Annotated in this window: 19 protein-coding genes and 1 tRNA gene; 10 read left to right on the forward strand and 10 right to left on the reverse strand. The window is 62.6% G+C overall.

Features of this window, described 5'->3' with window-relative positions:
* Positions 1-103: 103 nt before the first annotated feature.
* Positions 104-1,021 carry a heme o synthase gene (locus P1T08_06620; GenBank protein MDF1595755.1) on the forward strand — a complete coding sequence of 306 codons (918 nt, stop codon included), beginning with the start codon at positions 104-106 and terminating at the stop codon, positions 1,019-1,021.
* A 279-nt stretch (positions 1,022-1,300) separates the two neighbouring features.
* Positions 1,301-1,900 (forward strand): zinc-binding dehydrogenase, encoded by a 600-nt coding sequence (locus P1T08_06625; GenBank protein ID MDF1595756.1) that lies wholly within the window; start codon positions 1,301-1,303, stop codon positions 1,898-1,900.
* A 48-nt stretch (positions 1,901-1,948) separates the two neighbouring features.
* On the opposite strand, the gene P1T08_06630 is transcribed toward P1T08_06625, so the two are convergent.
* On the reverse strand, positions 1,949-3,001 hold the full coding sequence (locus P1T08_06630) for a bifunctional 3-deoxy-7-phosphoheptulonate synthase/chorismate mutase (protein ID MDF1595757.1): 1,053 nt from the start codon (positions 2,999-3,001) through the stop codon (positions 1,949-1,951).
* Between the two features lie 275 nt (positions 3,002-3,276).
* Entirely contained in the window at positions 3,277-4,125 is an 849-nt protein-coding gene (locus tag P1T08_06635; GenBank protein MDF1595758.1) for an alpha/beta fold hydrolase, read from the reverse strand.
* Between the two features lie 199 nt (positions 4,126-4,324).
* On the opposite strand from P1T08_06635, the gene P1T08_06640 reads away from it, so the two are divergent.
* From P1T08_06640 to P1T08_06650, 3 genes are read left to right on the forward strand one after another with little or no spacing between them, the layout of a single operon-like run.
* The gene (locus tag P1T08_06640) at positions 4,325-5,233 is read left to right on the forward strand and encodes an ABC transporter ATP-binding protein (GenBank protein MDF1595759.1); all 909 of its coding nucleotides are present in this window, start codon (positions 4,325-4,327) and stop codon (positions 5,231-5,233) included.
* The gene (locus P1T08_06645) at positions 5,230-5,952 is read left to right on the forward strand and encodes an ABC transporter permease (protein ID MDF1595760.1); all 723 of its coding nucleotides are present in this window, start codon (positions 5,230-5,232) and stop codon (positions 5,950-5,952) included. The genes P1T08_06640 and P1T08_06645 overlap by 4 nt, the downstream gene beginning before the upstream one ends.
* The gene (locus P1T08_06650) at positions 5,949-6,359 is read left to right on the forward strand and encodes a hypothetical protein (protein MDF1595761.1); all 411 of its coding nucleotides are present in this window, start codon (positions 5,949-5,951) and stop codon (positions 6,357-6,359) included. Before P1T08_06645 ends, P1T08_06650 begins: the two co-directional genes overlap by 4 nt.
* A gap of 435 nt (positions 6,360-6,794) precedes the next feature.
* On the opposite strand, the gene P1T08_06655 is transcribed toward P1T08_06650, so the two are convergent.
* From P1T08_06655 to gnd, 4 genes are all read right to left on the reverse strand, one after another.
* Entirely contained in the window at positions 6,795-7,712 is a 918-nt protein-coding gene (locus P1T08_06655; GenBank protein ID MDF1595762.1) for a universal stress protein, read from the reverse strand.
* A gap of 16 nt (positions 7,713-7,728) precedes the next feature.
* Positions 7,729-8,790: a calcium/sodium antiporter gene (locus P1T08_06660; GenBank protein ID MDF1595763.1), complete on the reverse strand. Its 1,062-nt coding sequence runs from the start codon at positions 8,788-8,790 to the stop codon at positions 7,729-7,731.
* 26 nt (positions 8,791-8,816) lie between these two features.
* Positions 8,817-11,366: a M1 family metallopeptidase gene (locus P1T08_06665; GenBank protein MDF1595764.1), complete on the reverse strand. Its 2,550-nt coding sequence runs from the start codon at positions 11,364-11,366 to the stop codon at positions 8,817-8,819.
* A gap of 409 nt (positions 11,367-11,775) precedes the next feature.
* Positions 11,776-13,284, reverse strand: coding sequence for a decarboxylating NADP(+)-dependent phosphogluconate dehydrogenase (gene gnd / locus P1T08_06670; protein MDF1595765.1), 1,509 nt, complete (start codon positions 13,282-13,284; stop codon positions 11,776-11,778).
* A 76-nt stretch (positions 13,285-13,360) separates the two neighbouring features.
* On the opposite strand from gnd, the gene P1T08_06675 reads away from it, so the two are divergent.
* From P1T08_06675 to P1T08_06685, 3 genes are all read left to right on the forward strand, one after another.
* A complete protein-coding gene (locus P1T08_06675) occupies positions 13,361-14,086 on the forward strand; it encodes an ROK family protein (protein ID MDF1595766.1) in 726 nt (241 codons plus the stop codon).
* A 274-nt stretch (positions 14,087-14,360) separates the two neighbouring features.
* Positions 14,361-14,729, forward strand: a complete 369-nt coding sequence (locus P1T08_06680) for a hypothetical protein (protein MDF1595767.1) — start codon at positions 14,361-14,363, stop codon at positions 14,727-14,729.
* Positions 14,726-15,469: a hypothetical protein gene (locus P1T08_06685; protein MDF1595768.1), complete on the forward strand. Its 744-nt coding sequence runs from the start codon at positions 14,726-14,728 to the stop codon at positions 15,467-15,469. The genes P1T08_06680 and P1T08_06685 overlap by 4 nt, the downstream gene beginning before the upstream one ends.
* Positions 15,470-15,504: 35 nt before the next feature.
* Here P1T08_06685 and hflX read toward each other — a convergent pair whose 3' ends face one another.
* The 3 genes from hflX to P1T08_06700 form a co-directional block, all read right to left on the reverse strand.
* Positions 15,505-16,803, reverse strand: a complete 1,299-nt coding sequence (hflX, locus tag P1T08_06690) for a GTPase HflX (GenBank protein ID MDF1595769.1) — start codon at positions 16,801-16,803, stop codon at positions 15,505-15,507.
* Positions 16,800-17,096 carry a hypothetical protein gene (locus tag P1T08_06695; protein ID MDF1595770.1) on the reverse strand — a complete coding sequence of 99 codons (297 nt, stop codon included), beginning with the start codon at positions 17,094-17,096 and terminating at the stop codon, positions 16,800-16,802. Before P1T08_06695 ends, hflX begins: the two co-directional genes overlap by 4 nt.
* A 157-nt stretch (positions 17,097-17,253) precedes the next feature.
* Positions 17,254-18,909: a tetrathionate reductase family octaheme c-type cytochrome gene (locus P1T08_06700; protein ID MDF1595771.1), complete on the reverse strand. Its 1,656-nt coding sequence runs from the start codon at positions 18,907-18,909 to the stop codon at positions 17,254-17,256.
* 173 nt (positions 18,910-19,082) lie between these two features.
* Here P1T08_06700 and P1T08_06705 point away from each other — a divergent pair, with 173 nt between their 5' ends.
* Positions 19,083-20,033 (forward strand): LysR family transcriptional regulator, encoded by a 951-nt coding sequence (locus P1T08_06705; GenBank protein ID MDF1595772.1) that lies wholly within the window; start codon positions 19,083-19,085, stop codon positions 20,031-20,033.
* A gap of 65 nt (positions 20,034-20,098) precedes the next feature.
* Here P1T08_06705 and P1T08_06710 read toward each other — a convergent pair.
* Positions 20,099-20,193 (reverse strand) — tRNA-Sec (locus P1T08_06710).
* 70 nt (positions 20,194-20,263) lie between these two features.
* Between P1T08_06710 and P1T08_06715 the strand changes: the two genes are divergently transcribed.
* Positions 20,264-21,274 (forward strand): helix-turn-helix domain-containing protein, encoded by a 1,011-nt coding sequence (locus tag P1T08_06715; protein ID MDF1595773.1) that lies wholly within the window; start codon positions 20,264-20,266, stop codon positions 21,272-21,274.
* Positions 21,275-21,307 lie beyond the last annotated feature (33 nt).

Here is a 21,307-nt window from a genome sequence, read left to right on the forward strand (position 1 = left end):
GCCGGACCTGACCGAACCCCAACCCGGTCCCATCACACTGGCGAACCGGTGGTCCCATCAAGCTGGCGAGCGACACCCAACGGCGCGGTATGCTCCGTGACTCATGGAGCCCCCTTCGGACACGCCCTCCATCTCCATCACCGATCCCGATGCGCGCGGCTCAGGCTGGCGTGAGCTCGTCGGCGCCTACGTCGCGCTCACGAAACCGCGCATCATCGAACTGCTGCTGATCACAACGGTTCCTGCGATGGTTCTCGCCGCCAGGGGCTGGCCGGGTACCTGGCTCGTATTCGCCACACTCGTCGGAGGCACGCTGTCTGCCGCAGGCGCCAACACGCTCAACAACTACATCGATCGCGACATCGACCAGCAGATGAAGCGCACCTCACGCCGGCCATTACCCCGCCGCCGGGTTGAGCCTCGGAGTGCGTTGCGCTTTGGAGTCGTTCTGGGATTCGCCGGCTTTGCCGTGCTCTGGATTACGACGAATCTGCTGGCGGCCTCCATCTCAACCGCCGCCTTGCTGTTCTATGTGTTCGTCTACTCGCTGACCTTGAAGCGGACGACGGCGCAGAACATCGTGATCGGGGGAGCCGCAGGGGCTGCGCCGGTGCTGGTCGGTTGGGCGGCCGTGACCAATACTGTTGGGTTGTCGGCATGGATCATGTTCGCCATCGTCTTCTATTGGACGCCGCCCCACTTCTGGGCGCTGGCGTTGCGATATCGAGATGACTACGCGGCCGTGGAAGTTCCGATGTTGCCGGTGATCGTCGGTCCGAAGAAGACGGCGCAACAGATCATCGTTTATTCGGGGTTGCTGGTGTTCGTGACGTTCTGGTTGGTGCCCGTCGCCAACCTGGGTTGGATCTACACCGGGTCGGCGGCGGTACTCGGAGCGTGGATGCTGTTCGACTCCGTCCGTCTTCTCAACAATCCGGAAACGGCGATGAATCTATTCCGAACTTCCACCATCTATCTGTCGCTCCTGTTTGCGGCCATTTGGGTTGACGTGGTCATCTGAACGGTGCCGGCGATTTCGGCTGACAGGCCGGCGATGGTCGATACAGACCCCGGGGGTGGCCAAATGGTCCCGGTGGAAGGGCCTCACGCCTCTGGCAGCCACCGGACCGAGCCGGTTCCAATGGATGGATACGACCCAGGAGAGCCATGAGCTCCGCCACCGTGAGCAACGCCGCCGTTCAGACGTTCGGCATCTCCAGGACATACGGACCCCTCACGGCAGTCGACCATGTGGATCTATCTGTGAAGAAGGGAGAGCTCTTCTCGCGGTTGGGTCCGAATGGCGCCCGGCTCTGCGCTGTTGGAGTTGGGCAGCCTGGCGGGGCTGGAAATGTACGGCACGGCATCCAAACACAACCACGAACTCGTCTCGAACCTCGGAGCCACGCCGATCGACTACCGCAACGACGACTTCGTCGAGCGCATTCGCGATCTCACGGGCGACGCGGTGGATGTCGTGTTCGACCCCATCGGCGGAGCCCGCCAGCTATGGCGGTCCTACCGGACGCTGCGCAAGGGTGGACGCCTGGTTTGGTTCGGCGTGGCCGCCACCTCGAAAGCCGGGATGCGGGTCATCCCGGCGAGTCTGCTGACTCGTCTCGCGCTGGCGCTCATACCGGACGGTAAACACGCGCCGATGACCCCGACCGGTGGCGACCACGAAACTCTGAAGGGTCTCTTTGATGTGCTGGCGTCCGGAAAGATCCATCCGGTGGTGGCGGATCGCATACCGCTGGTTGAGGCTGCTCGTGCTCAGGTTTTGCTCGAACGCGGAGGGCAACGCGGCAAGGTGGTACTCGTTGCCGATCCGGCGGGAGGGCTTCTCGGGTCGAAGTCGGCGGTGGTTGGAGCTGATTGCACCGGCACTGCGCCGGGTTGAGTACGAGGACGGGTGAATCCTGGTGCGGCGTGTGGCCGATGCCCCAGTCTAGAGCTCCCCGAGCGACCGCAGGCGGCGCTGCTCGGCGCGAGAACCGGCCAGGATTACCTGGAAAACGGCCTCGGCCTGTTCGGGATCGAGGTCTTGCAGGACGGCTTCTTCCCGGATAATTGCCACGAGTTCCGCCTCACGGGCCGGTGAACGCACCGACATTCCGCGCTCGGCTTTTACCCGTCCGATCTGCAGGGCGAGATCGCGTCGACGGGACAACAGCCTGACGATGTCACGGTCGACCAGGTCGATGGCCTTGCGCATCCGGTTGATTCCGAGCGCCTCCATGAGGTGGGCGAACTCCGAAACGGCCAACTGACCGATGGCGTTGACGAGGGCAGCCTCGGGCGTCGGGTGGACCTCGACCGCCAACCCGTCGGCGCCGACGCCCTGCGCGGCCAGCGCCAGAGGCACGACTCGGGCGCGGCTTCCTGCCGAGTGGCTTGGCAGCACGATCACGGGCAGGTGGGTCCGTTCCTTGACGATCGGCACCGAACTGATATCCAGGGTGTCGCCATCGGCGAACGTCCGGATCCCGCGCTCACAGAGCACGACGTTGTCGTTTCCTTCGGCCAGGATGTACTCGGCGGCCCAGAGCCACTCGTCGATAGTGGCCGACGGCCCCCTCTTGAGCAGAACGGGGCGTTCCTGCTGACCGATCGCACGTAACAACTCGAAGTTCTGCATGTTGCCGGCGCCGATCTCGATCATGTCGGCCAATTCAGACGCCTCGGGAATGCCGGCGGGTTCGATGACCTGGGTGACGACCGGCAGGCCCACCGCATCACCCGCTGCTCTCAGCATTTTCAGCCCTTCACTACCGAGACCACGGAACTCATATGGCGATGCACCGGCAACCGAGGTTCCGGCTCTCAGCATTGCCCCCCCGGCTGCCGCCACCGCCTCGGCAGTCTCTTTGATCTGGGCCTCGCTCTCGATCACACACGGCCCGGCAATGACCGGGAACGGATCATGACCGAAGCGCACAGAGCCGACCTCAACGACCGTGTTGGCTGCGCTGGAGTCGATGCGTTCTGCTTTGCGAATCATGTGATGTCCTTCCGCCGGAAGGGCTCCAGATATGAAAAACCCGGAGCCGTGAGCTCCGGGCCTGGTGATGGTGAATGCTGTCTTGCTAGTTGCGCGCACCTTCGGCCCGGACACTCCGTCCGGTAAAACCGAAATACGCAAAGAAGACTCGTGATGTCATGTGCAACGCACAGTATCGAAGATACAGAGTTGTGTAAAGGGGCGAGGGGGTTCCGGTAACAGGATGCCCGGGATCGGTTTGCACTCTGGAACCCCCGACCTGGAACGGAGGGGCCCTACCGGAGATGCTCGGACAGAAACCCGAGGATTCGATGTATGTGCGGTTCGAAGGCATCGAGCGACGCATGGTCGGCACCTTCGACAAAGAGCGTCTCCGCGTCGGGAACCCGGCGGACCAGTTCCTCGAAGTGACGGGGCGTGACGGTCGTGTCGGCCCCGCCATGTACGAGCATGACCGGAGCGCTCACCAGCGCCACCCGCTCCCGTGGGGCGATGTCATCGAAACGAAACCCGATTGTTCGTTCCATGGTCCGAAAGAGACCTCGCTGAACCGACCGTGGGAAGTGGCTGAACGGGGGACCTTCCGCCATGGCCTCACCCGGGTGAGCGAAGGCGGCCACGGACACGACCGCGTTGATTTGATCCGTTCGGGATGCAGCCAGGATGGCCGCGCCCGCTCCGACAGAATGGCCGATCACGCCGATCGATGAGACATCGGGTCTGCTTCGCAGCCACTCGATCGCCACGTCGAGGTCTTCAGCAAAGCGAGGCATAGAGACGAAGTCATCGTGTTCGCTCCTGCCGTGGTTCCTGGCATCCAGGAAGACCGCATGGAATCCGGCGCGATGAAGGTGGGGTGCCAGGGGCAGCATGAGCGAAGCGTTGCCGCCCCATCCGTGCAAGACGACGATCGCCGGCGCTCGACCGCCGGCCGGGATGAACCAGGCCTTCAACTCCGTCCCGGTTGCGCTGGCCAATGCAACCTCTTCCTCCGGGAGTCCGAGATCCGCGGGCGTGTGCGGCTGAGGTCTTTGTGGGGGAGCCAGAGTTCGCTTGAGGATCTCCGGCATGAGCCTCGCAACACCCACAACAAGCAGAGAGGGCAGCAGGAGACGTTTGAGCATCCGCGCATTGTACGAGGACCGGGAGGATGTGTTTGCGGGAGAGCCGGGCCTCCGATGCGACCACTCTGGGGTTCTGAGGTATGTGGTAGCGATCTATCCCGGAGCCAATTGCCAATGGCCAATTGCCTGCCCACAAGGTGGTGCCGATTTCCCGCGTCCCGACAGGGCGGTCCCACTCCCGTCTAGCATCGATCGCCTTGTGTCAATCTCAATTCACCTCGAGGACCTGACCAAGCGCTACGGGGCGCTCACCGCAGTCGACGGCCTCAGCCTCGACGTAGGTACCGGCGAGACTTATGCGTTGCTCGGCCCGAACGGGGCCGGCAAGACCACTACCGTCGAGATCCTCGAAGGGCTCCGTGCCTGCGACTCAGGCATTGTCGAAGTGCTCGGGCTGAACCCCGTTTCGGATCGCACTCGCCTCCAACGCCGGATCGGAGTCATGCTGCAGGAGGGCGGCGTGTATCAGGGGGCAAAGGCCCGGGAGGTAGTTTCGCTGTTCGCCTCCTACTACCCGAGTGCCAGAGCCGCGGACGAACTCCTCGAACTGGTCGGGTTGGCCGATCGTGCGACCACGCTTCACCGCCGCCTCTCAGGAGGTGAGAAGCAGAGGCTCTCGCTGGCGCTGGCACTTGTCAACCGACCGGAACTGGTCTTTCTCGATGAACCGACCGCCGGCATGGATCCGGTGGCCCGGCGAACGACCTGGGAGATCATTGAGCACATGCAGTCGGAAGGCGTAACGATTCTTCTCACCACCCACTTCATGGACGAAGCAGAACGCCTCGCTGATCGGGTCGGAATCCTCAATCACGGACGTCTGGTGGCGGAAGGGTCGCCCGTCGACCTCATCCATGCGCGGGGTGATGTGTCGTTCGTCTCAGTTCCCGATCTGCCCATCGAAGAGCTGATCGAGGAGATCGGAATCGACGTCCGCGAGGTGCGTACAGGCTTCTACGTCGTGACCACCGACACGCCGACCCCGAAGCTGGTGTCCGATGTGGCTGCCTGGCTCGCCAAGCGTGATGCCCTGATCACCGAGCTGCGCGTCGGGGCCGGAGGCCTCGAGGAGGTCTTTCTGGCGCTTATGGAAGAGAACAACCGATGAATGGGCGGATGCTGGTCGAGCAAGCCCGCATGGAGCTCATGCTCACCCTGCGGCGGGGTGAAGCGGTGCTGCTCACCCTCATCGTCCCCGTTTCGCTGCTGCTGTTCTTCGGCGCCACGAATCTGTTTGACATCGAAATCGGGTTCCTGGTACCGGGCCTCCTCACGCTGTCGGTGATCTCATCTGCGCTCGTCGCACTAGCGATCGCGACCGGGTTCGAACGCAAGTACATGGTCCTCAAACGCCTGGGTGCCACCCCACTACCCCGTTCCGTTCTCTTTGCAGGGAAACTGGTCGCCACGCTCCTGTTGGAGGCCCTCCAGATCGTGATCATCCTGGGTGCTGCTCGACTGTTCCTCGATTTCCGGCCGCCGATCTCCTGGTGGGCGTTGGTGCTCGCCGTCGCCCTCGGCACAGCTGCCTTCGGCGGACTCGCCTTCCTGCTGTCGGGAACACTGCGAGCCGAAGCGACGCTGGCGGTGGTGAACGGATTGTTCGTTGCCTTTTTTGGACTCGGCGGAGTGATGTTCTCAGTCGACGGCCTCCCGCGACCACTTGCTGCCATCGCCGACATCATGCCGGCGGCCGGTTTGTCCGAGATGATTCGTTGGGCGACCGGGTATGGCGAGGCGCTCGGCGAAGTGGTGTGGGTCCTGGTGTTCTGGGCCATCGTTGCCCCGCTGCTGGCCGTGCGATTCTTCAGTTGGGAAGAGAAGTGAGCGAGCGACGGATCTTCTGGTGGGCGGCGGTTGCGTCGCTTTGGACATTCATTGCGTGGGGCAACCGCATCGGCCTACTCACGGGCGACGAGGCGTCTGATCCATGGACCTGGATCCGGGTCGGTGGGTCCTTGCTGTTCGGCCTTGCGCTGGCCGGCATCGCGGTGCTTCTCCGGCGCGGCCGGCCCCTGACCGCATGGATGACCCGGGTCTTCATCGGATTCGGGGTACTCATGCTGATCATCTGGATTCGATCGTCCGCCTCCGTCTTGAGTGGAGACGAGAGTGTCGCCTTCAAGTCGGTCCACATCGCGCTGGCGCTGACTTCGATCGGGTTGGGGATCGTCCTGGCCGGCCTCGCCACACGGAGCCGGAGAGGACGCACGAACGTCAGATCCGGGCGCTGAGCCGGTGAAATAACTCGAACCGGCGCCTACTCCGTCGCACCAACCCGGGCGTGCCCCCTTCGCCTCGAGGACTCGGCATCTCCCCCGCTTCCGCGGGGGAGAAACGCGGTTTTCGGTCCCCCTTTGGGCGTTCTGTCGCGATTTGAGTCCGACCCGTGGCCGCTCAGAAACGTCCTCCACCGGCGTCAGCTGGGGGAGGTGGCCTGCTGCTGATGCAGCAGGGCGGAGGGGGCTTGGCCGAACACTTGTAGGACCGGGACGAGACCCGCAGGACACCCCCCTCAGTCCGGCTACGCCGGACGGCTCCCCTGCAAACGGGAGAGCACGCGGTTTTCGGTCCCCCCTTTGGGGGGAAGGTACCGCCGCCGGTAGGCGGGGGTAGGGGGGCTCGGTCCCCGAGGGGGCACCTCCTGCAAGCAACGATCGTCCGCTCTGCTATCGGATGGCTAGAACCGACCGGCAGGAATGCTGCGCGATCCGCGGGGTCACAGAGCCCATCAAGAACTTCTCGATGGCACCCTTCCCCTTGTGTCCGAGGACGATCAGGTCTGCCTTGAAGTCCTCTCCTGCTGCCAGAATCGCGTGACTTACGTCACCGGCTTCGGTGAGTGCCGTCGTCACTCCGGCCGTGACTTCGCGAATCCGGTCGGCGGCCGCCTCGAGCGACTGTTTCTCGGTCTCCTTCTTCTGTTGCCAGATCCAGTTCAGCTCCTGGCGGATGTCCTGGCGGAACAGGCGCACCATGGGCAGGACCGTCAAGACCCGGATCGCTGCTTCATCGCCGAAATCCAGCGATGTGCAGAAGGCGATAGCCTTTTCGGACGGCTCCGAACCGTCGTAGCCGACCAGAATGCGCCATGGATGGCCGTGGAGGGCCGGAAGCTCGGGTTGGCTCCCCTCACATTCCGCCTCGGGTTGGCGGACGATCAGGACAGACCGTTTGGATGACTGGAAGACCTGATTCGAAACGCTGCCGAGCAGGAATCGTTTGAACCCGGTGAGCCCGTGTGATCCAACAACGATCAGGTTCGCGTCATAGTCTTCGGCTGCTCCGACGATCTCGGCCGCTGGATGTCCCACCCCGATCTCGGTTGTGACGCTCCACCCCGCCTGCCGGAGGACGGCGGCCTCGGAATCTAGGAGCTCTTCGACCTCGATACGGGTGCCGCTCTTCGACTCCTCGAATGCGGTTCGCTGCTCGGGGGTGAGCGTCTCGATCTCGTGATCGCGCAGAACACTCGGTATGACAGAGACGATTTTCACGTCGGTGCCGGAGGGGAAGGGGAATCCGGCTACGAACCGAACCGCCGCCCCGGCGGTATCCGAACCGTCGGTCGCAAGCAGGACCCTCATTGCTCGTTCCGTATCTTCACAGCGGCCCTCCGACATTCAGCGTGTATTGGAGCGTCACATACACACCGTACACGGCCAGCAGCCACGCCCCCTGCCAGCGCCGGAAGGCGGTGTCGGCCCTGCTGATGAAAACCCGAAACGAGATCAGAATGATCAGCATCGCCGGGAAGTGGAAGAAGTAGAAGTTGTCCGGAATGGCGAGTGGAGCGGCTACGGCGGCTGCGCCGATCACGAAGAGCACGTTCAACACGTCTGCACCAACTATGTTGCCGACGGTGATTTCTGGGTGACCTTTGCGGATTGCAGCAATCGCCGTCATCAGTTCGGGCAGAGAGGTTCCGAAGGCAACCAGCGTGGCGGCGATGACGTCTTCCGGTACGCCTGCCCGGACTGCGATTTCTGACGCGCTCGGCACCAGGACCCGGGCACCGACCACGATCAGGGTGAGTCCACCAATGATCATCGACCACGCCTTCGGCAGTTTCATTGGCTCCTCGTCTGAGATCTCCTCGTCTTGACCGAAATCTCCGCTCTGGGTTGCCCATCTATAGGTGACATACAGGTATGCGACCAGCAGGATCAGGAAGAACAGGCCCACCCAGCGGCTCAGGATCGGTTTCTGGCCCGCTTCGGCGGTCATCAAGGCGATCACCGCGATGCCGACCAGCAGGGTTGCCGAGCCCACCTGCACCCAGCCGGTGCGATTGAGGATGAACCGATTCACCGGTACCGCAACGAGAACGCAGGTCAACCCGAATATCAGCCCGGTGTCGGCGATGATCGATCCGACTCCGTTGCCCAGCGCCAGGCCGGGGTTGCCGAGAAAGGCGGCCATCACCGAAACGAATGCTTCGGGAAGAGTGGTGCCCAGGGAGACAACGGTGGCGCCGATCACGATCTTCGGGAGTCCGGTGCGCTGTGCGAGATCGACGACCCCGTCGATCATCCAGTCCGCTCCTTTGGAGAGAAGAGCAACGGATACGACGATGATGAGGAGGATGGTCAGTACGGGCAATCCCGCTACGAAATCCTGGAGGACCTCCTCATCGGCGATCCACTTGATGATGCCGTTGTCCACCTAGCGTCTCACTCTGTTCTAGAAACTCATCGGCCGAGGAAAGCGTCCAGGCTGTCGCCTTCCCGCTGCCCGAGCGCCACCATGGCTCGCTGGAGTTCGAGTTTCTGTGCCAGCGACTTCGCCGCCACCGGAAACCCGGTCTCTGAGAAGAACGCTTCGACCCGTCTGGCCAGGCCGGGTTCAACCATGGCCGGCAGGCTGTGGACGAGATATCGCTGAGTGGCAGGCGGGAGGAGGTCGGTCAGCGTCTTCCACTGCTCGGTCACCCTGGTCCAGATGTGGTCCATCGTCGACGGGTTTGCGAGCAAGCCGGCGATTACCCAGCCACCATCCTGGCCGCGAATGCGCCCGTCGAGCGCCATCTCGAACGTCCGGTCTGCGACATCGAGTCCGGGGAAGTAGGTGAGCGTTCGTAGGTAGCGCACCTGTTGCTGCGGATTCGTGGTCGACTCGTAGGCCTTGACGACCATCTCGTATTCGTCGACGGTGCCGTGTGAGGAGGCTATCGCCAGAACGGCGAGGGACACCTCAGCATCGATGATGGATGGATCTGCGACGACGTCGCGGAAGAGGCCTTTGGCTCTTTGGATCGTGTCGGCGTGCTTTCCGAGGCGCCCGTACGTGGCGAGGATCTGCCCGCGCAACCGGCGGGTCAGGTCGTCTTCGCCGGCGGCCGGTTCCCATCCGAGTCGTTCGGCAGTCGGTGCGACGAGGCGTCGCACGAAGGCCGCAAACCGATTGTCGTTGGGAACGTACCGGCCCATCTCGAGCAGGTGCGTGGTCAGCATCTGCCAGACGGCATGCTCTCGTTCGTCACGGAAGGCCGCGGCCAGCCTGGCGAACTCATCGATTGGCACGGATCCCTCGACTGCGAACGCCCAGGTGTCGTCCAGGAGGGTGAAACGCTCGAGCGGATCGAGGTCGGCAAGCCGGGCCTGGAGTGCGCTCAGGAGCGTTGCTTCGTAGCGGACCCGATAGAAGCCGTGCCCGCCGGCGTTGACGATCGTCCAGTCGATGGGCTCGTCAAACGGAACCAACTCGGATTCGGCGACGAGCAGGTGCTTGACCGTCGATTCCCGGCCTGCGGCGCCGAATCGAATCTGCATCGGGATCTGCCAGAGGTTGGCCGCCATGGGATCTTCCACGTAGCGGAACTGACGTTGCGTTAGTCGCAGACCGCCCTCTGCGCGTTCAACGCTCACTTCGGGATAGCCGCCCTGGAGGATCCATGTATTCATGATGTCGCCGACACCGCCGTCCGAGGCGCTGTCGAGTCCTGTCCATAAGTCCTCGGTCTCGGTGTTGCTGTAGGCGTGGGCGCGCAGGTAGTTGCCGACGCCGTTGCGGAACGATTCCACTCCGAGGTATTGCTCGATCATCCGTAGAAGGGCGGCGCCCTTGCCGTAGGTGAGAGGATCGAACATCTCGTTCGCCTCGTCTGGCGAGCGAACCTCGAATTCGACCGCTCGTGTGCTGGCCAGAGCGTCGATGTCCATCGAGTCGGTTCGCTCTGCGCCGGGATCAACGGCAAACGCCAACCAGCGTTCCCAGTCGGGTCGGTACGACTCGACGGTCTTCATCTCCATGAACGAAGCGAACGCCTCGTTCAGCCAGATCCCGTTCCACCACTTCATCGTGACGAGATCGCCGAACCACATGTGGGCGAGCTCGTGGGCGATCACGTCCGCCACCCGGCGCAGTTCGTACTGGCCCGTTGTATTCGGATCGATGAGGACGGCGTTCTCTCGATATGTGATAGCACCCAGGTTCTCCATCGCGCCGAACGCGAAATCGGGAATGGCGACGAAGTCGACCTTGTCACCCGGGTAAGGGATCCCGTAGTAGTCCGAAAGCCAGCGGAGGGCGTAGGCGCCGATGTCGAGTGCAAAGTCGGTCAGATGACCCTTGCCGGGCGGGAATGCAACGCGAAGTGGTATTCCGTTGACATCGACGGGTTCGGTGACTTCGAGCGGCCCCACGATGAAGGCGACCAGATAGGTCGACATGACAGGCGTATCCGTGAATCGCACGACAGCCTTGCCGTCGCCGCCAGGCCTGCGATCCGCTTCCGACATGTTGGAGATGGCCGTCAGCTCTTCCCTGACGATCAGCGTGATTGAGAACACGGCCTTGAAGTCTGGTTCGTCCCAGCAAGGAAACGCCCGGCGAGCGTCGGCTGCTTCGAACTGGGTCGTGGCGATCACCTGCTCGCCACCGGAATCGTCGGTGAAGGTGCTGCGATAGAAGCCCCGCAACTGGTCATTCAGGGTGCCGCTGAAGGACAGGTGAAGTGCCCACTCGCCCGCTTCGATAGGAGTAGGTGGCGTGATGGTGATTCGCTCGTTGGGCTCGTCGTAGCCGACTGTTGCGTGACGGGGAATCCCGTCTCCGCCCACGAGTGAGGCGGCATCGATATCGAGCTCGATGGCGTTCAGCGTGAGCGTTTCGAGCGGCTCGATGACGTCGATCGTCACGATCTCCGTACCTGTGAACGACGAGTTGGAGATGTCCGGCTCGAGGGTGAGGTCGTATCGACGCGGGAAGGCTGTGCGGGGAAGTCGGTGTTCGGTCGACACGATACTCCTGGATGCGGTTGGGCGGCCCTCAATGGTAGCCGTGACCTTACGGACCGGGCCAGGCGGACGCGGCCGCCCAGGAGATGGGCGCCCCGGCGGTTTATCCCTTCCTTAACCTGCCCTTGCCGTCCCGTTTGCGTGCTGTGCCGTACCGTTGACTCAGAGGTTGTGGTGTGATGCCGCAGGTAGGGAGTGACCGCCCTCCTGAGACCTCCTTGGAACGTTCGACGGCGGTGGTCCCCAGCCTCCCCAAGTTGCACCGCCGTCGAACGTTCCCCTTCTTCCTGAATGAATCGTCCGCCTTCGCCGTGTCCATTTACTCGGATTAGCGCCGAAGGGCGGGGTCTAGCCGCGGCGCATTTGTTTGACGTCGCCTGCTCATGGGAGAAGCTCCTAGAACCGGTGCGAACTACGCGTCGTACGTCCCAGCCGTGGTGTCTCCGCCCCGGCCGGTCCAGTTCGTGTGGAAGAACTCGCCGCGCGGCCGGTCGTTCCGTTCGTAGGTGTGTGCTCCGAAGTAGTCGCGCTGGGCCTGGATCAGGTTGGCGGGCAGCTGCTCGGTTCGGTATCCGTCGTAGAACGCCAGCGCCGTCGAGTATGCAGGGACCGGAATCCCGTGTGACACGGCGGTGGTGATGACCGTGCGCCATCCTGACTCTGCTCGAGCGAGGGCAGCAGCAAAGAAGTCGTCCAGCATCAGGTTGGCGAGGTGTGGGTTTCGGCGGAAGGCGGCGGTGATGTCGTCGAGGAAGGCTGCGCGAATTATGCACCCTTCGCGCCACAGGGAAGCGATACGCCCGTAGTCGAGGTCCCAGCCGTGCTCTTCGGCGGCGGCGCGCAGGAGCATGAAACCCTGAGCGTATGAGACGATCTTCGACGCGTAGAGAGCGTCGCGGATCGCAGTGATGAAGAGGCTGCGCGGGCCTGCGCCACCATCCTCGTTGTCGGCGGAGTTGGAGGTGTTGCGCAAGTCCGTCTCGTCGATCGACCCGGAACTGGAGCCCAACTGCCCGGCCGCGGCAACTCGCTCTTCCTTGAGGGCGGACAAGATCCTGGCAAAGACGGCTTCGGCAACGAGGGTGACCGGCATGCCGAGATCGAGGGCCGCGGTCGCCGTCCACTTGCCGGTGCCCTTTTGCCCGGCGGCATCGAGGATTCGCTCGAGCAGCGGTTCGCCCAGTTCATCTCGATACCTCAGGATGTCGGCTGTGATATCAATGAGGTAGGAGTCGAGTTCCCCTTCTCCCCACGACTGGAACACTGAGCTCATCTCGTCGTGGTCCATACTGAGGCCGGCCTTCATGAGGTGGTAGGCCTCTGCGATCACCTGCATGTCTCCGTATTCGATGCCGTTGTGCACCATCTTCACGAAGTGACCTGCACCATCCGATCCAACCCAATCACAGCATGGTGTGCCGTCTTCCACTTTGGCCGCCACCGACTGGAACATCTTCCGGACGAAGGGCCAGGCTTCCTTGCTCCCGCCGGGCATGATCGAAGGGCCGTTCCTCGCCCCTTCCTCCCCGCCCGATACACCCGTGCCGATGAACCGAAAGCCGCGTTCTTCCAGGTAGGCCGTCCGGCGAACTGTGTCGGAGAAGTGCGAGTTACCCCCATCGATGATGATGTCACCTCGTTCGAGGAGGGGGAGCAGTTCCTCGATGACCGTATCGATCGCGCTTCCCGCTTTGATCATCAACATGACCCGGCGCGGGGTGGCCAGGGTGCCCACCAGCTCCTCGAGGGAGTGCGTGCCGATCACATTCGTTCCGGCGGCCGGTCCGGCGATGAACTCGTCGACCCTTGAAGTCGTTCTGTTGAAAACCGCCACCACGTAGCCGTGGTCGTCCATGTTCAGAACGAGGTTCTGCCCCATGACGGCGAGGCCGATGAGGCCGATGTCTGCTGTGCCGGGCATGCTGGATCTCCTGAGGATTGGCCTGTGGAGCAGGCTACCGCCATCGGGTACAGTTCCGATCGTGGAACGATTTGTGATGGGAATCGACATAGGAGGATCGGGGATCAAGGGTGCGCCGGTCGATTTGTCTACCGGCACGCTGGCAGGGGAGCGGCATCGCATCGATACGCCTCAACCCTCGACACCGGACGCCGTCGTCGAGGTTGTGGCCGGGATCGTTGAGTTCTTTCAATATGGGGGCCCGGTCGGTTGCACGCTTCCCTCCGTGGTCCGCCACGGGGTGGTCGGGACGGCGGCCAATATCGACGAAGGTTGGATCGGCGTAGATGGCCGGGCCCTGCTCGAGCGACGGCTGCGCACTCCGGTGGCACTGCTCAACGATGCGGACGCAGCAGGAATCGCCGAGTTGACCTACGGAGCTGCAAAGGGGGTAGCAGGCCTCGTCTGTCTCCTCACCTTCGGGACGGGGATCGGGAGCGCCTTGTTCGTCGACGGCGTGCTCGTGCCGAATACGGAATTCGGCCATTTCGAGTTCAAGGGCGGAGAAGCGGAGGATTACGCCTCGGCGCGGGTCCGGAAGGACGCCAACCTGTCGTGGGAGGATTGGGGTGTCCGGGTCGGCGAGTATCTCCGCTACGTTGAACGTGTGGTCTCTCCCGATCTGTTCATTCTCGGCGGCGGCGTGAGCAGGAGACTCGGGAAGTTCGAGCAATACCTCCATTGTTCAACGCCGATCGTCCCGGCCCGATTACGCAACAACGCCGGCATTGTTGGAGCGGCCCTTCTGGCAGCATCGCTGTAGCCGAGCGCCTTCCCGTCGGGAGCGCTTCATGCGACCCCTCCGGCGCTTGGCCTTAGGCCGCAGGCCCTAGGCGATTGTCCAATCGCAGGTGATTCTGAGGCCGGACACACTGCCTAGAGCCCAAAGCTCATGGCCATGGCTGACCAATGTCCGTGAACTTGCTCGTCGCGGCTGACCTCCCGGAGCTCTTTCTTACATTCTTCTTACTCGTAGCCAACAGTGCCCTGACTCCTTCCTCCGATGCTGAAAGCAGACACGGAGTGGAAGGAGTGCAATGAGACGAATCCTGGCCCTGGCGGCGGTGTTGACGCTGGCTGCCTGCGGCACCTGGCGGGCCGCCGACCCCGACGGCGAGACGGAGGCGGCCCCGGGAGCTTCGACGGTCGTGACGGCGGAGACCGATCAAGTCCCCCTCCCGATCGCCGACGAAACCCAACCTGCCGGAGTCGTCCCGGATCCGGCAGAGGAACCAACGACCACGACGACAACCACGCCTACACCGATCGCTGACCAACCCTCCACGACTCTTCCCGACTTGAACCTCGATCTATCTGAACTAGATGTGCTCATGGGTGAGCTCGATGGTTTGCTCGGGAATCTTGGAGCAGCGATGAATCAGACCGAAGGAGAGTTGAAGCCATGAAGACACTGTCTACCTTGCTGGCGGCGCTGCTCATCGTGAGCGCGCTGCCGGCGATCGCGCTGGCGCAGGAGCCCGCACCCCAAGCAGAACCCGCCTCCGAAACCGGTGACGCCGTCGAGCGCATCATCGGGAATCTGAAAGACCGGGCGGGGAATGCAATTGAGAAACGGCTCGACACGATCGAGCGTGTCGGCGGGGCCCTGCAGGAAGCGGAGCATCTGACGGATGCGCATGAGCGGGTTCTGCTGGATGAGCTGTCCTCATCTGCAGCCGGCCTGACTGCGCTCGGGCGCGAGATCGAGGCAGCCGGCACGCTTGCCGAACTCTGGGATCTGATTCCGAAGATCTTCGAGGACTATCGGATCTATGCCGTCGTTGTTCCGAAGGCGCATCTGGTGGCGGTTGCCGACACCATCGTGGCCGGCACCACTCGGGCAGAAGTCGGCGGTGAAGCATTGCAGGAGGCCATTGATCGGGTTCGCCAAGCGGGTTATGACACCTCTGAGGCCGAGGAGGCACTGGCGGAGATGGTGACTTTGATCCGTCAGAGCTCGGCGCTGGCCGGCCCGGTGCCCGACACGGTTCTCCCGCTCGAGCCTTCCGATTGGCCTGTCCCTGCACAGGGAGTGATCGAGGGTGCCCATGCGGACCTCCGCTCCGCGCGAGACCACCTTGCATCCGCGGTCCGCTCTGCCCACGAGGTCGCCAGGATCCTCAGGGACCTCGTCAGGGAGGGTTAGTCGCCCGCCGGACGACAAAGCGTGCAGCGTACTCGTTACTCGACCAGCCACGGTTCGAAGCGGGTGGCCATATCGCCCCGCAAGCGGGCATCCACGAGGGTGCCCGCTTCGGTGTGCGACTCTTCGATAACCGCTCCGTTTCGATGTAGCAACGCCAGCAGATCACCGCGTTCGTAAGGGATTTCGAGCGTAACCCGGTAGGCAGTGGCAGTGAGGTCGCGTTCGATGACGTCGAGGAGAGCAGGAACTCCGGCGCCTGTGCTTGCGGAGACGGCCACACCATCGTGCATGGCCACCAGTCGCTGGATCGCTTGTGGGTTGGCCCGGTCTACCTTGTTGATGACGAACAGTTCGGGGACCTGCTCGGCGCCGATCTCCCCGAGGACCGATCGAACGGCCGTGATCTGGGTGTCCGCGTCCGGATCCGAACCGTCGACGACGTGGAGCAGCAGATCTGCATTGTGTACTTCGTCAAGTGTCGATTGAAACGCCTCGATGAGCTGGTGAGGGAGATCGCGAATGAATCCGACCGTGTCGGAGAACAGGGAGGGCGTCCCTCCCGGGAGCTCGGCCCGACGAACGGACGAGTCGAGCGTTGAGAACAGCTGGTCTTCAACTAGAACGTCTGCGTCGGTGATCTGATTCAGCAGAGTCGATTTGCCGGCGTTCGTGTATCCGACCAACGCCACCACCGGGAGCTTCGAACGGATTCTGGCCTTGCGCTGCGTGTGGCGGGTGGCGGCGACCTCCTTGAGTTCTCGCTTGAGACGGGAGATCCGCTGCAGGATGCGCCGCCGGTCGGTTTCGAGCTTCGTCTCACCCGGGCCACGGGTACCGATGCCACCTGCTTGCCGGCTGAGCTCGACTCCCTTGCCCCGCAGGCGGGGGAGGTAGTACTCGAGCAGGGCCAGTTCAACCTGGAGCATGCCCGCCCGGCTCGATGCGTGCTGGGCGAAGATGTCGAGGATCACGGCTTGCCGGTCGACTACGTCGCATTCGAACATCGACTGAAGGTTGCGTTGCTGTGCCGGGCTGAGCGAGTTGTCGAATACGACAACATCGATGTCGAGCGTCTTGCTGAGCTCGACGGCACGTTTGGCCTGACCCTTGCCGATGAGTAGGCCGGGTTCGAGCTCCGCCCGGGTGAGTAGCTCCGTGAATACCGGTTCCGATCCGGCCGTTTCGGTGAGCCGGCCCAGCTCGGCCAGTGATCGCTCGGCGGATTCTGTTCTGGCCGATGAGGTCGCCACGCCTATCAGGTATGCCCGTTGCTCGACAACCTCTAGGTCGGTAACGGTGGCGGTGAGCCTGCGTCCGCCTCTGCCCGTCGTCACAGATAATGGCCGTTCTCGTCGTGGGAGTCTTCGGGCTTCTGCTCGGCGATGATCTGCGATTCCCGTACTGCCACGACCACTTCGCCTGTTGCCGGCCAGAGGAAGCGCCATGCCCCGGTCGGAACCGCCCAGAACTGAAGCCGCGTGTCGACGTCGACGAGCGCCAGCGCATCGTTGGACTTCTCCGATCCCGCCGGAACGAGAAGGCCCGATCGGGTGGCGGATTCCTCGAGAAGATGTCCAACCCGCCATCCCGACATGATCTTGTAGCCGTTGTCCTGACCGCTCTTCATGGTTCCTATGGTGCCACTCCCCGCCCCTTTTGGGAACTTGATTCAGAGCCAAGGGCTAACGGCCAATGGCTAAGAGCTGAGAGAAGGCCGGGAGCGTAGCTCCCGGCCTTCTCGCTCTCTACCGAGCTCTAGGTTGGGGGAGGACCACCCTGTCAGCTCAAGCAGTTCTCCTTCGCATCATCACGAAGGCGAGTCCACCGAGGACCACGACGGCGGCAATGATGCCGACGACGAGTCCGGTGCTCGAAGACTCATCCTCGACGGGGTCTGCCGCTGCCACGGTGGAGGTCGGGGCTGCTTCAGTCGTCGTCGTGGTTGGGGCTTCAGTTGTGGTAGTGGTTGTCTCTGGCTCTGGTTCCGGCCCTGGAGGGAACACCGTCAGTTCGGCTACACGTCCCTCGTCAAACCCAAGGGTCGCGAAATCAAGGCGACCATCTTCGGAGTGGCATGCCTGGCATTCGAGTGCACTGGTTGCGGGAGCAACCATGTGGTTCTGCGGCCAGTACATCACCGATTCGATGTTCTCGTAGCTGCCGGAGTATTCCAGGCCATAGGCGGTGGCGGCATCTGTGATGGCTGCGCTCATGTCCCAGAACTTCCAGAATGCTGTGGTGTCTGCTTCACCAGATGGGAATAGGTTGAGCGGCATTACTGCTTGGGCCACCGGATCGTAGGGCTGGATGCCCTCGAACTCCTTGAACGGGGCGATCTTGCCATCTCCTGGTCCGCCGAGTACCTCGTTGATCAGGAAGCCTTCGTCCTGGGCAACAGGCTCGCCTGGTAGCGACCAGTCGAAGTTGCCGTTGGACCACAGGTACGTCGGTACAACGTTGGACTCCCACAGGAAGCTGCCCTTAAGGCTGTCGTAGACCGGCTTCCCGGTGGCTTCGTCGTCGACGATCTTGATCGATCCGTCTTCGTTCCGGTCGCCGGCGGTTGTCCAATCCCAGAACTCTTTGGTCGGTTGGGCGCGGGCGTACTCCGGAATGTGGCAGGTCTCACATGCGATCGAAGCTGTGTGGGCATTGATTGCATCTTCGTCGTGCGGCTCTTCGGTGTGACAGTCGTCACAGCCGATAGCGCCCATCTCGTACCTACTACCGGCGATCTGGTGATCCTCGGTCGTGTGGCACGTCTGACAGGTGAAGTTGAGTCCTTCAGCATCCATGTGGACGTCCAGCTCGAAACCTGGTTCCTTGAGCGATGTGTCCAGATCGCCGTGCTTGACGGCATCGCCGCCGCCGCCGGTGAAGTGGCACGCACCGCAGTTGGCCCTGCTGGGCTTTCCGACGCCCTGGGCAACAGAAACAAGGTCGACTGCAGGCCAATCCTTGCCGCTGAAGGTGGTGTCCTCGTAGGCGGGGTGACCGGCGCCGGTCGGGAACTTCTTGTATGTACCAGTCGTATCGTGGCAGACGACGCAATCGATGTTGCCGGGATTCGAGTGGTCGAACGATTCGTCCGTCCAACCGTAGCCCGCATGACAACTGGTGCAGCGCGGCTCGTTGGTCCGTACGTTGACGCAGTAGTTGTTGAGCACCTGGTACTTGCCGTAGGTCTCTCCGGTTGTGGCACTTTCGTATTCCCACGTCCAGTGAACCGTCTGCATGAAGTCCTCGCCGACTCCGGCGTGACACGTCAGGCAGGCTGCCGTGACATCCGGTGCGGTTTCGAACGGTCCCTCCAGCGGGCCGAACCCGGAATGGTCCATCCCCTCACTCTCTTGCGCAGATACCGCAACACCCAGAGTCAGCAACATGCTGAACGCGAGTATCAGGGCGCCTGCTCTTCTGATGGCCTTTGATGCCTTCATGTAACGCTCCCCGTTATAGGCATTTCGTGGTCGTCACCCGACTTGTGAAAGTCTGCACTTAACCTATACGGGATTCGAATCAAAAACAAGTCCATGCCCCCTGAATACTTATATCAACTGATTATGAATGTCCATAAGTAGATGCTGGAGTAGTTTTTAGATAGGATGGGGTTATGTTGACCACCAACGAGCTTCAGGTTTTCCTTGCCGCAGCCGAGACCGAGAACTTCTCCGAGGCAGGTCGACGGCTGGGGGTGTCTCAGCCGGCCATCAGCATGCAGATCAAAGCGTTGGAGGATCGACTGGGCCTCGAGCTCTTCCAACGGTCGGGGCGCCACATCTCACTCTCTGAAGCGGGTCGAGCGCTCATTCCGATGGCCAGGGAGACAATCGAGCGGGTGATCGGAATCGAAGAGACGATGGCTTCGCTCCAAGGAGAAGTCGTTGGTCTCCTCCGGTTGGCCTGCTCGACCACCGCCGGCAAGTACATACTCCCGCCGCTGCTGGCGGGCCTCATGGCTCGACACCCACAGGTTGAGGTCGTGTGCCAGGTGACGCAGCGTGAGGCAGCGCTCGATACATTACGGAGGGGCGATGCCCATATCGCGCTGACGAGCCTGAGGATCCCGTTCAAGGATGTCGAGTACCGGCCTTTCCTGACCGACACCATCGTCCTGGTTGTGCCGCCGGATCATCGGTGGGCAGTAGCCAAGAAGCCAATTCTTCCTGAGGATCTCGCCGAGGAGCATTTCATCGTCCGAGAATCGACATCGGGCACTCTCGATGCGGTCCGGCAGGGCCTCGAGTGGCACAATCTGAGCCTCGACCATCTCAACACGATCATGACGCTCGGGAATGCAGAAGCCATTCGTATGGCAGTGCAGGAGGGAATCGGCGTCGCCTTCGTATCGGCCATGGTCGCACTCGAGGCGGTCGAAACGGGCAAGCTGGCCGTCGTCGAGGTCGAAGGGCTCGAACTGGAGAAGACACTGTATATGGCTCGCGATACCGACCGGCCCGCTACCAGGGCGCAAGCTGCATTCTGGGATTGGGCATTCGACCCGCAAAACGAACACATCAGGCGCAGACCAACGCTTCGCGACGGGGCGCCGCTGGCTCTGTAATTCGTATCGACAGAAGGAGCTCTACCGCATCCCGTCCCTGAGGACGGTGATGGCGGCAGGCTCAATGGCGGAGGCGGACGGGAATCGAACCCGCCGGGGACCTTTCAGCCCCCCATCGGTTTTGAAGACCGTGGAGCCCACCAGGCGCTCGGTCGCCTCCGCACGGGAGAGTAGCGGTTCTTCGCGAAGAGTCACCCAGGCTCGCAGCCCGGGTAATCTGGTGTCAGTTCATGTCGAGCCAACTCTCACTCGGTGATTTGATTCAGCGTCAGCGCGCAGCGTTGGGCCTGACCCAGGCGCGGCTGGCCGAACTCGTCGGCCGGTCCCCCTCGGCGGTTCGGAGCTGGGAGCGCGACCGCGGCGTTCCGGGAGACCAAGCAGCAATGGCTGCACTGACGGCGGTGCTGGGACTGACGAACGAAGAAGTTCAGAATGCCATTGGAGATCAGGAGGGGGCGGCTGCCGACGAAGCCGTGGGACCTGCATTCATCCCTTTGATCGATGCGCCGCTCGATGAGCCCACCCGATCACCTTTGCCTCCGAAACGGACTGAGCTGTTTCCTCGTCGGGAACCGGTCGCGCACGACAGTCGCCCTCTTCCAGCCGATTTGCCCTTTGATGAGGAGGAGCCAGAGCCTTCGTTTGCGGAACTCACCGACGAGCAGGAACCTTCTGTCGATCGGGTCGATTCTCCGACGGTGACCGAGCCGGTGGTCGGTCCCGATAGCGGCGACTCCCTGGAGACGGTTCATCCGCAGCAGCCGGAGCCTTCTGTCGATCGGGTCGATTCTCCGACGGTGACCGAGCCGGTGGTCGGTCCCGATAGCGGCGACTCCCTGGAGACGGTTCATCCGCAGCAGCCGGAACCTTCTGTCGATCGGGTCGATTCTCCGACCGTGACCGATCCGGTGGTCGGGGTTGGGGTGCCCGAGCCTCCGGCATCGGCTCGCCCGCAGACACCGGCGCCGGGCGATGAGCAACTGGGACTGGAGACAGTGGTTGATCCTGTGGTCTCCGCCGCCCGGCCCGCCTCGAGGCCACCGACCGACCGTGCTTCGAGCGCCGTTTCTCTGCGGTCCAGGCCCACCTCGTATCTCGATGATCCAGAAGAGTTGCGAACATATCGAACGAGGATCATCTTGACCGCCGTCTTGCTGGTCTTCATGTTCATCGTGTTGACCTGGGCGGTCGGCGAAGCACGCGACGCATTCGGATTGATATTCGACGAACCGGCCCTTTGACCTCAGTTGAGGATGACCTTCACGGCCACGCCG

It is taken from the genome of Acidimicrobiia bacterium, assembly GCA_029210695.1.
Classification (GTDB): Bacteria; Actinomycetota; Acidimicrobiia; order Spongiisociales; family JAHEDJ01; genus JAHEDJ01.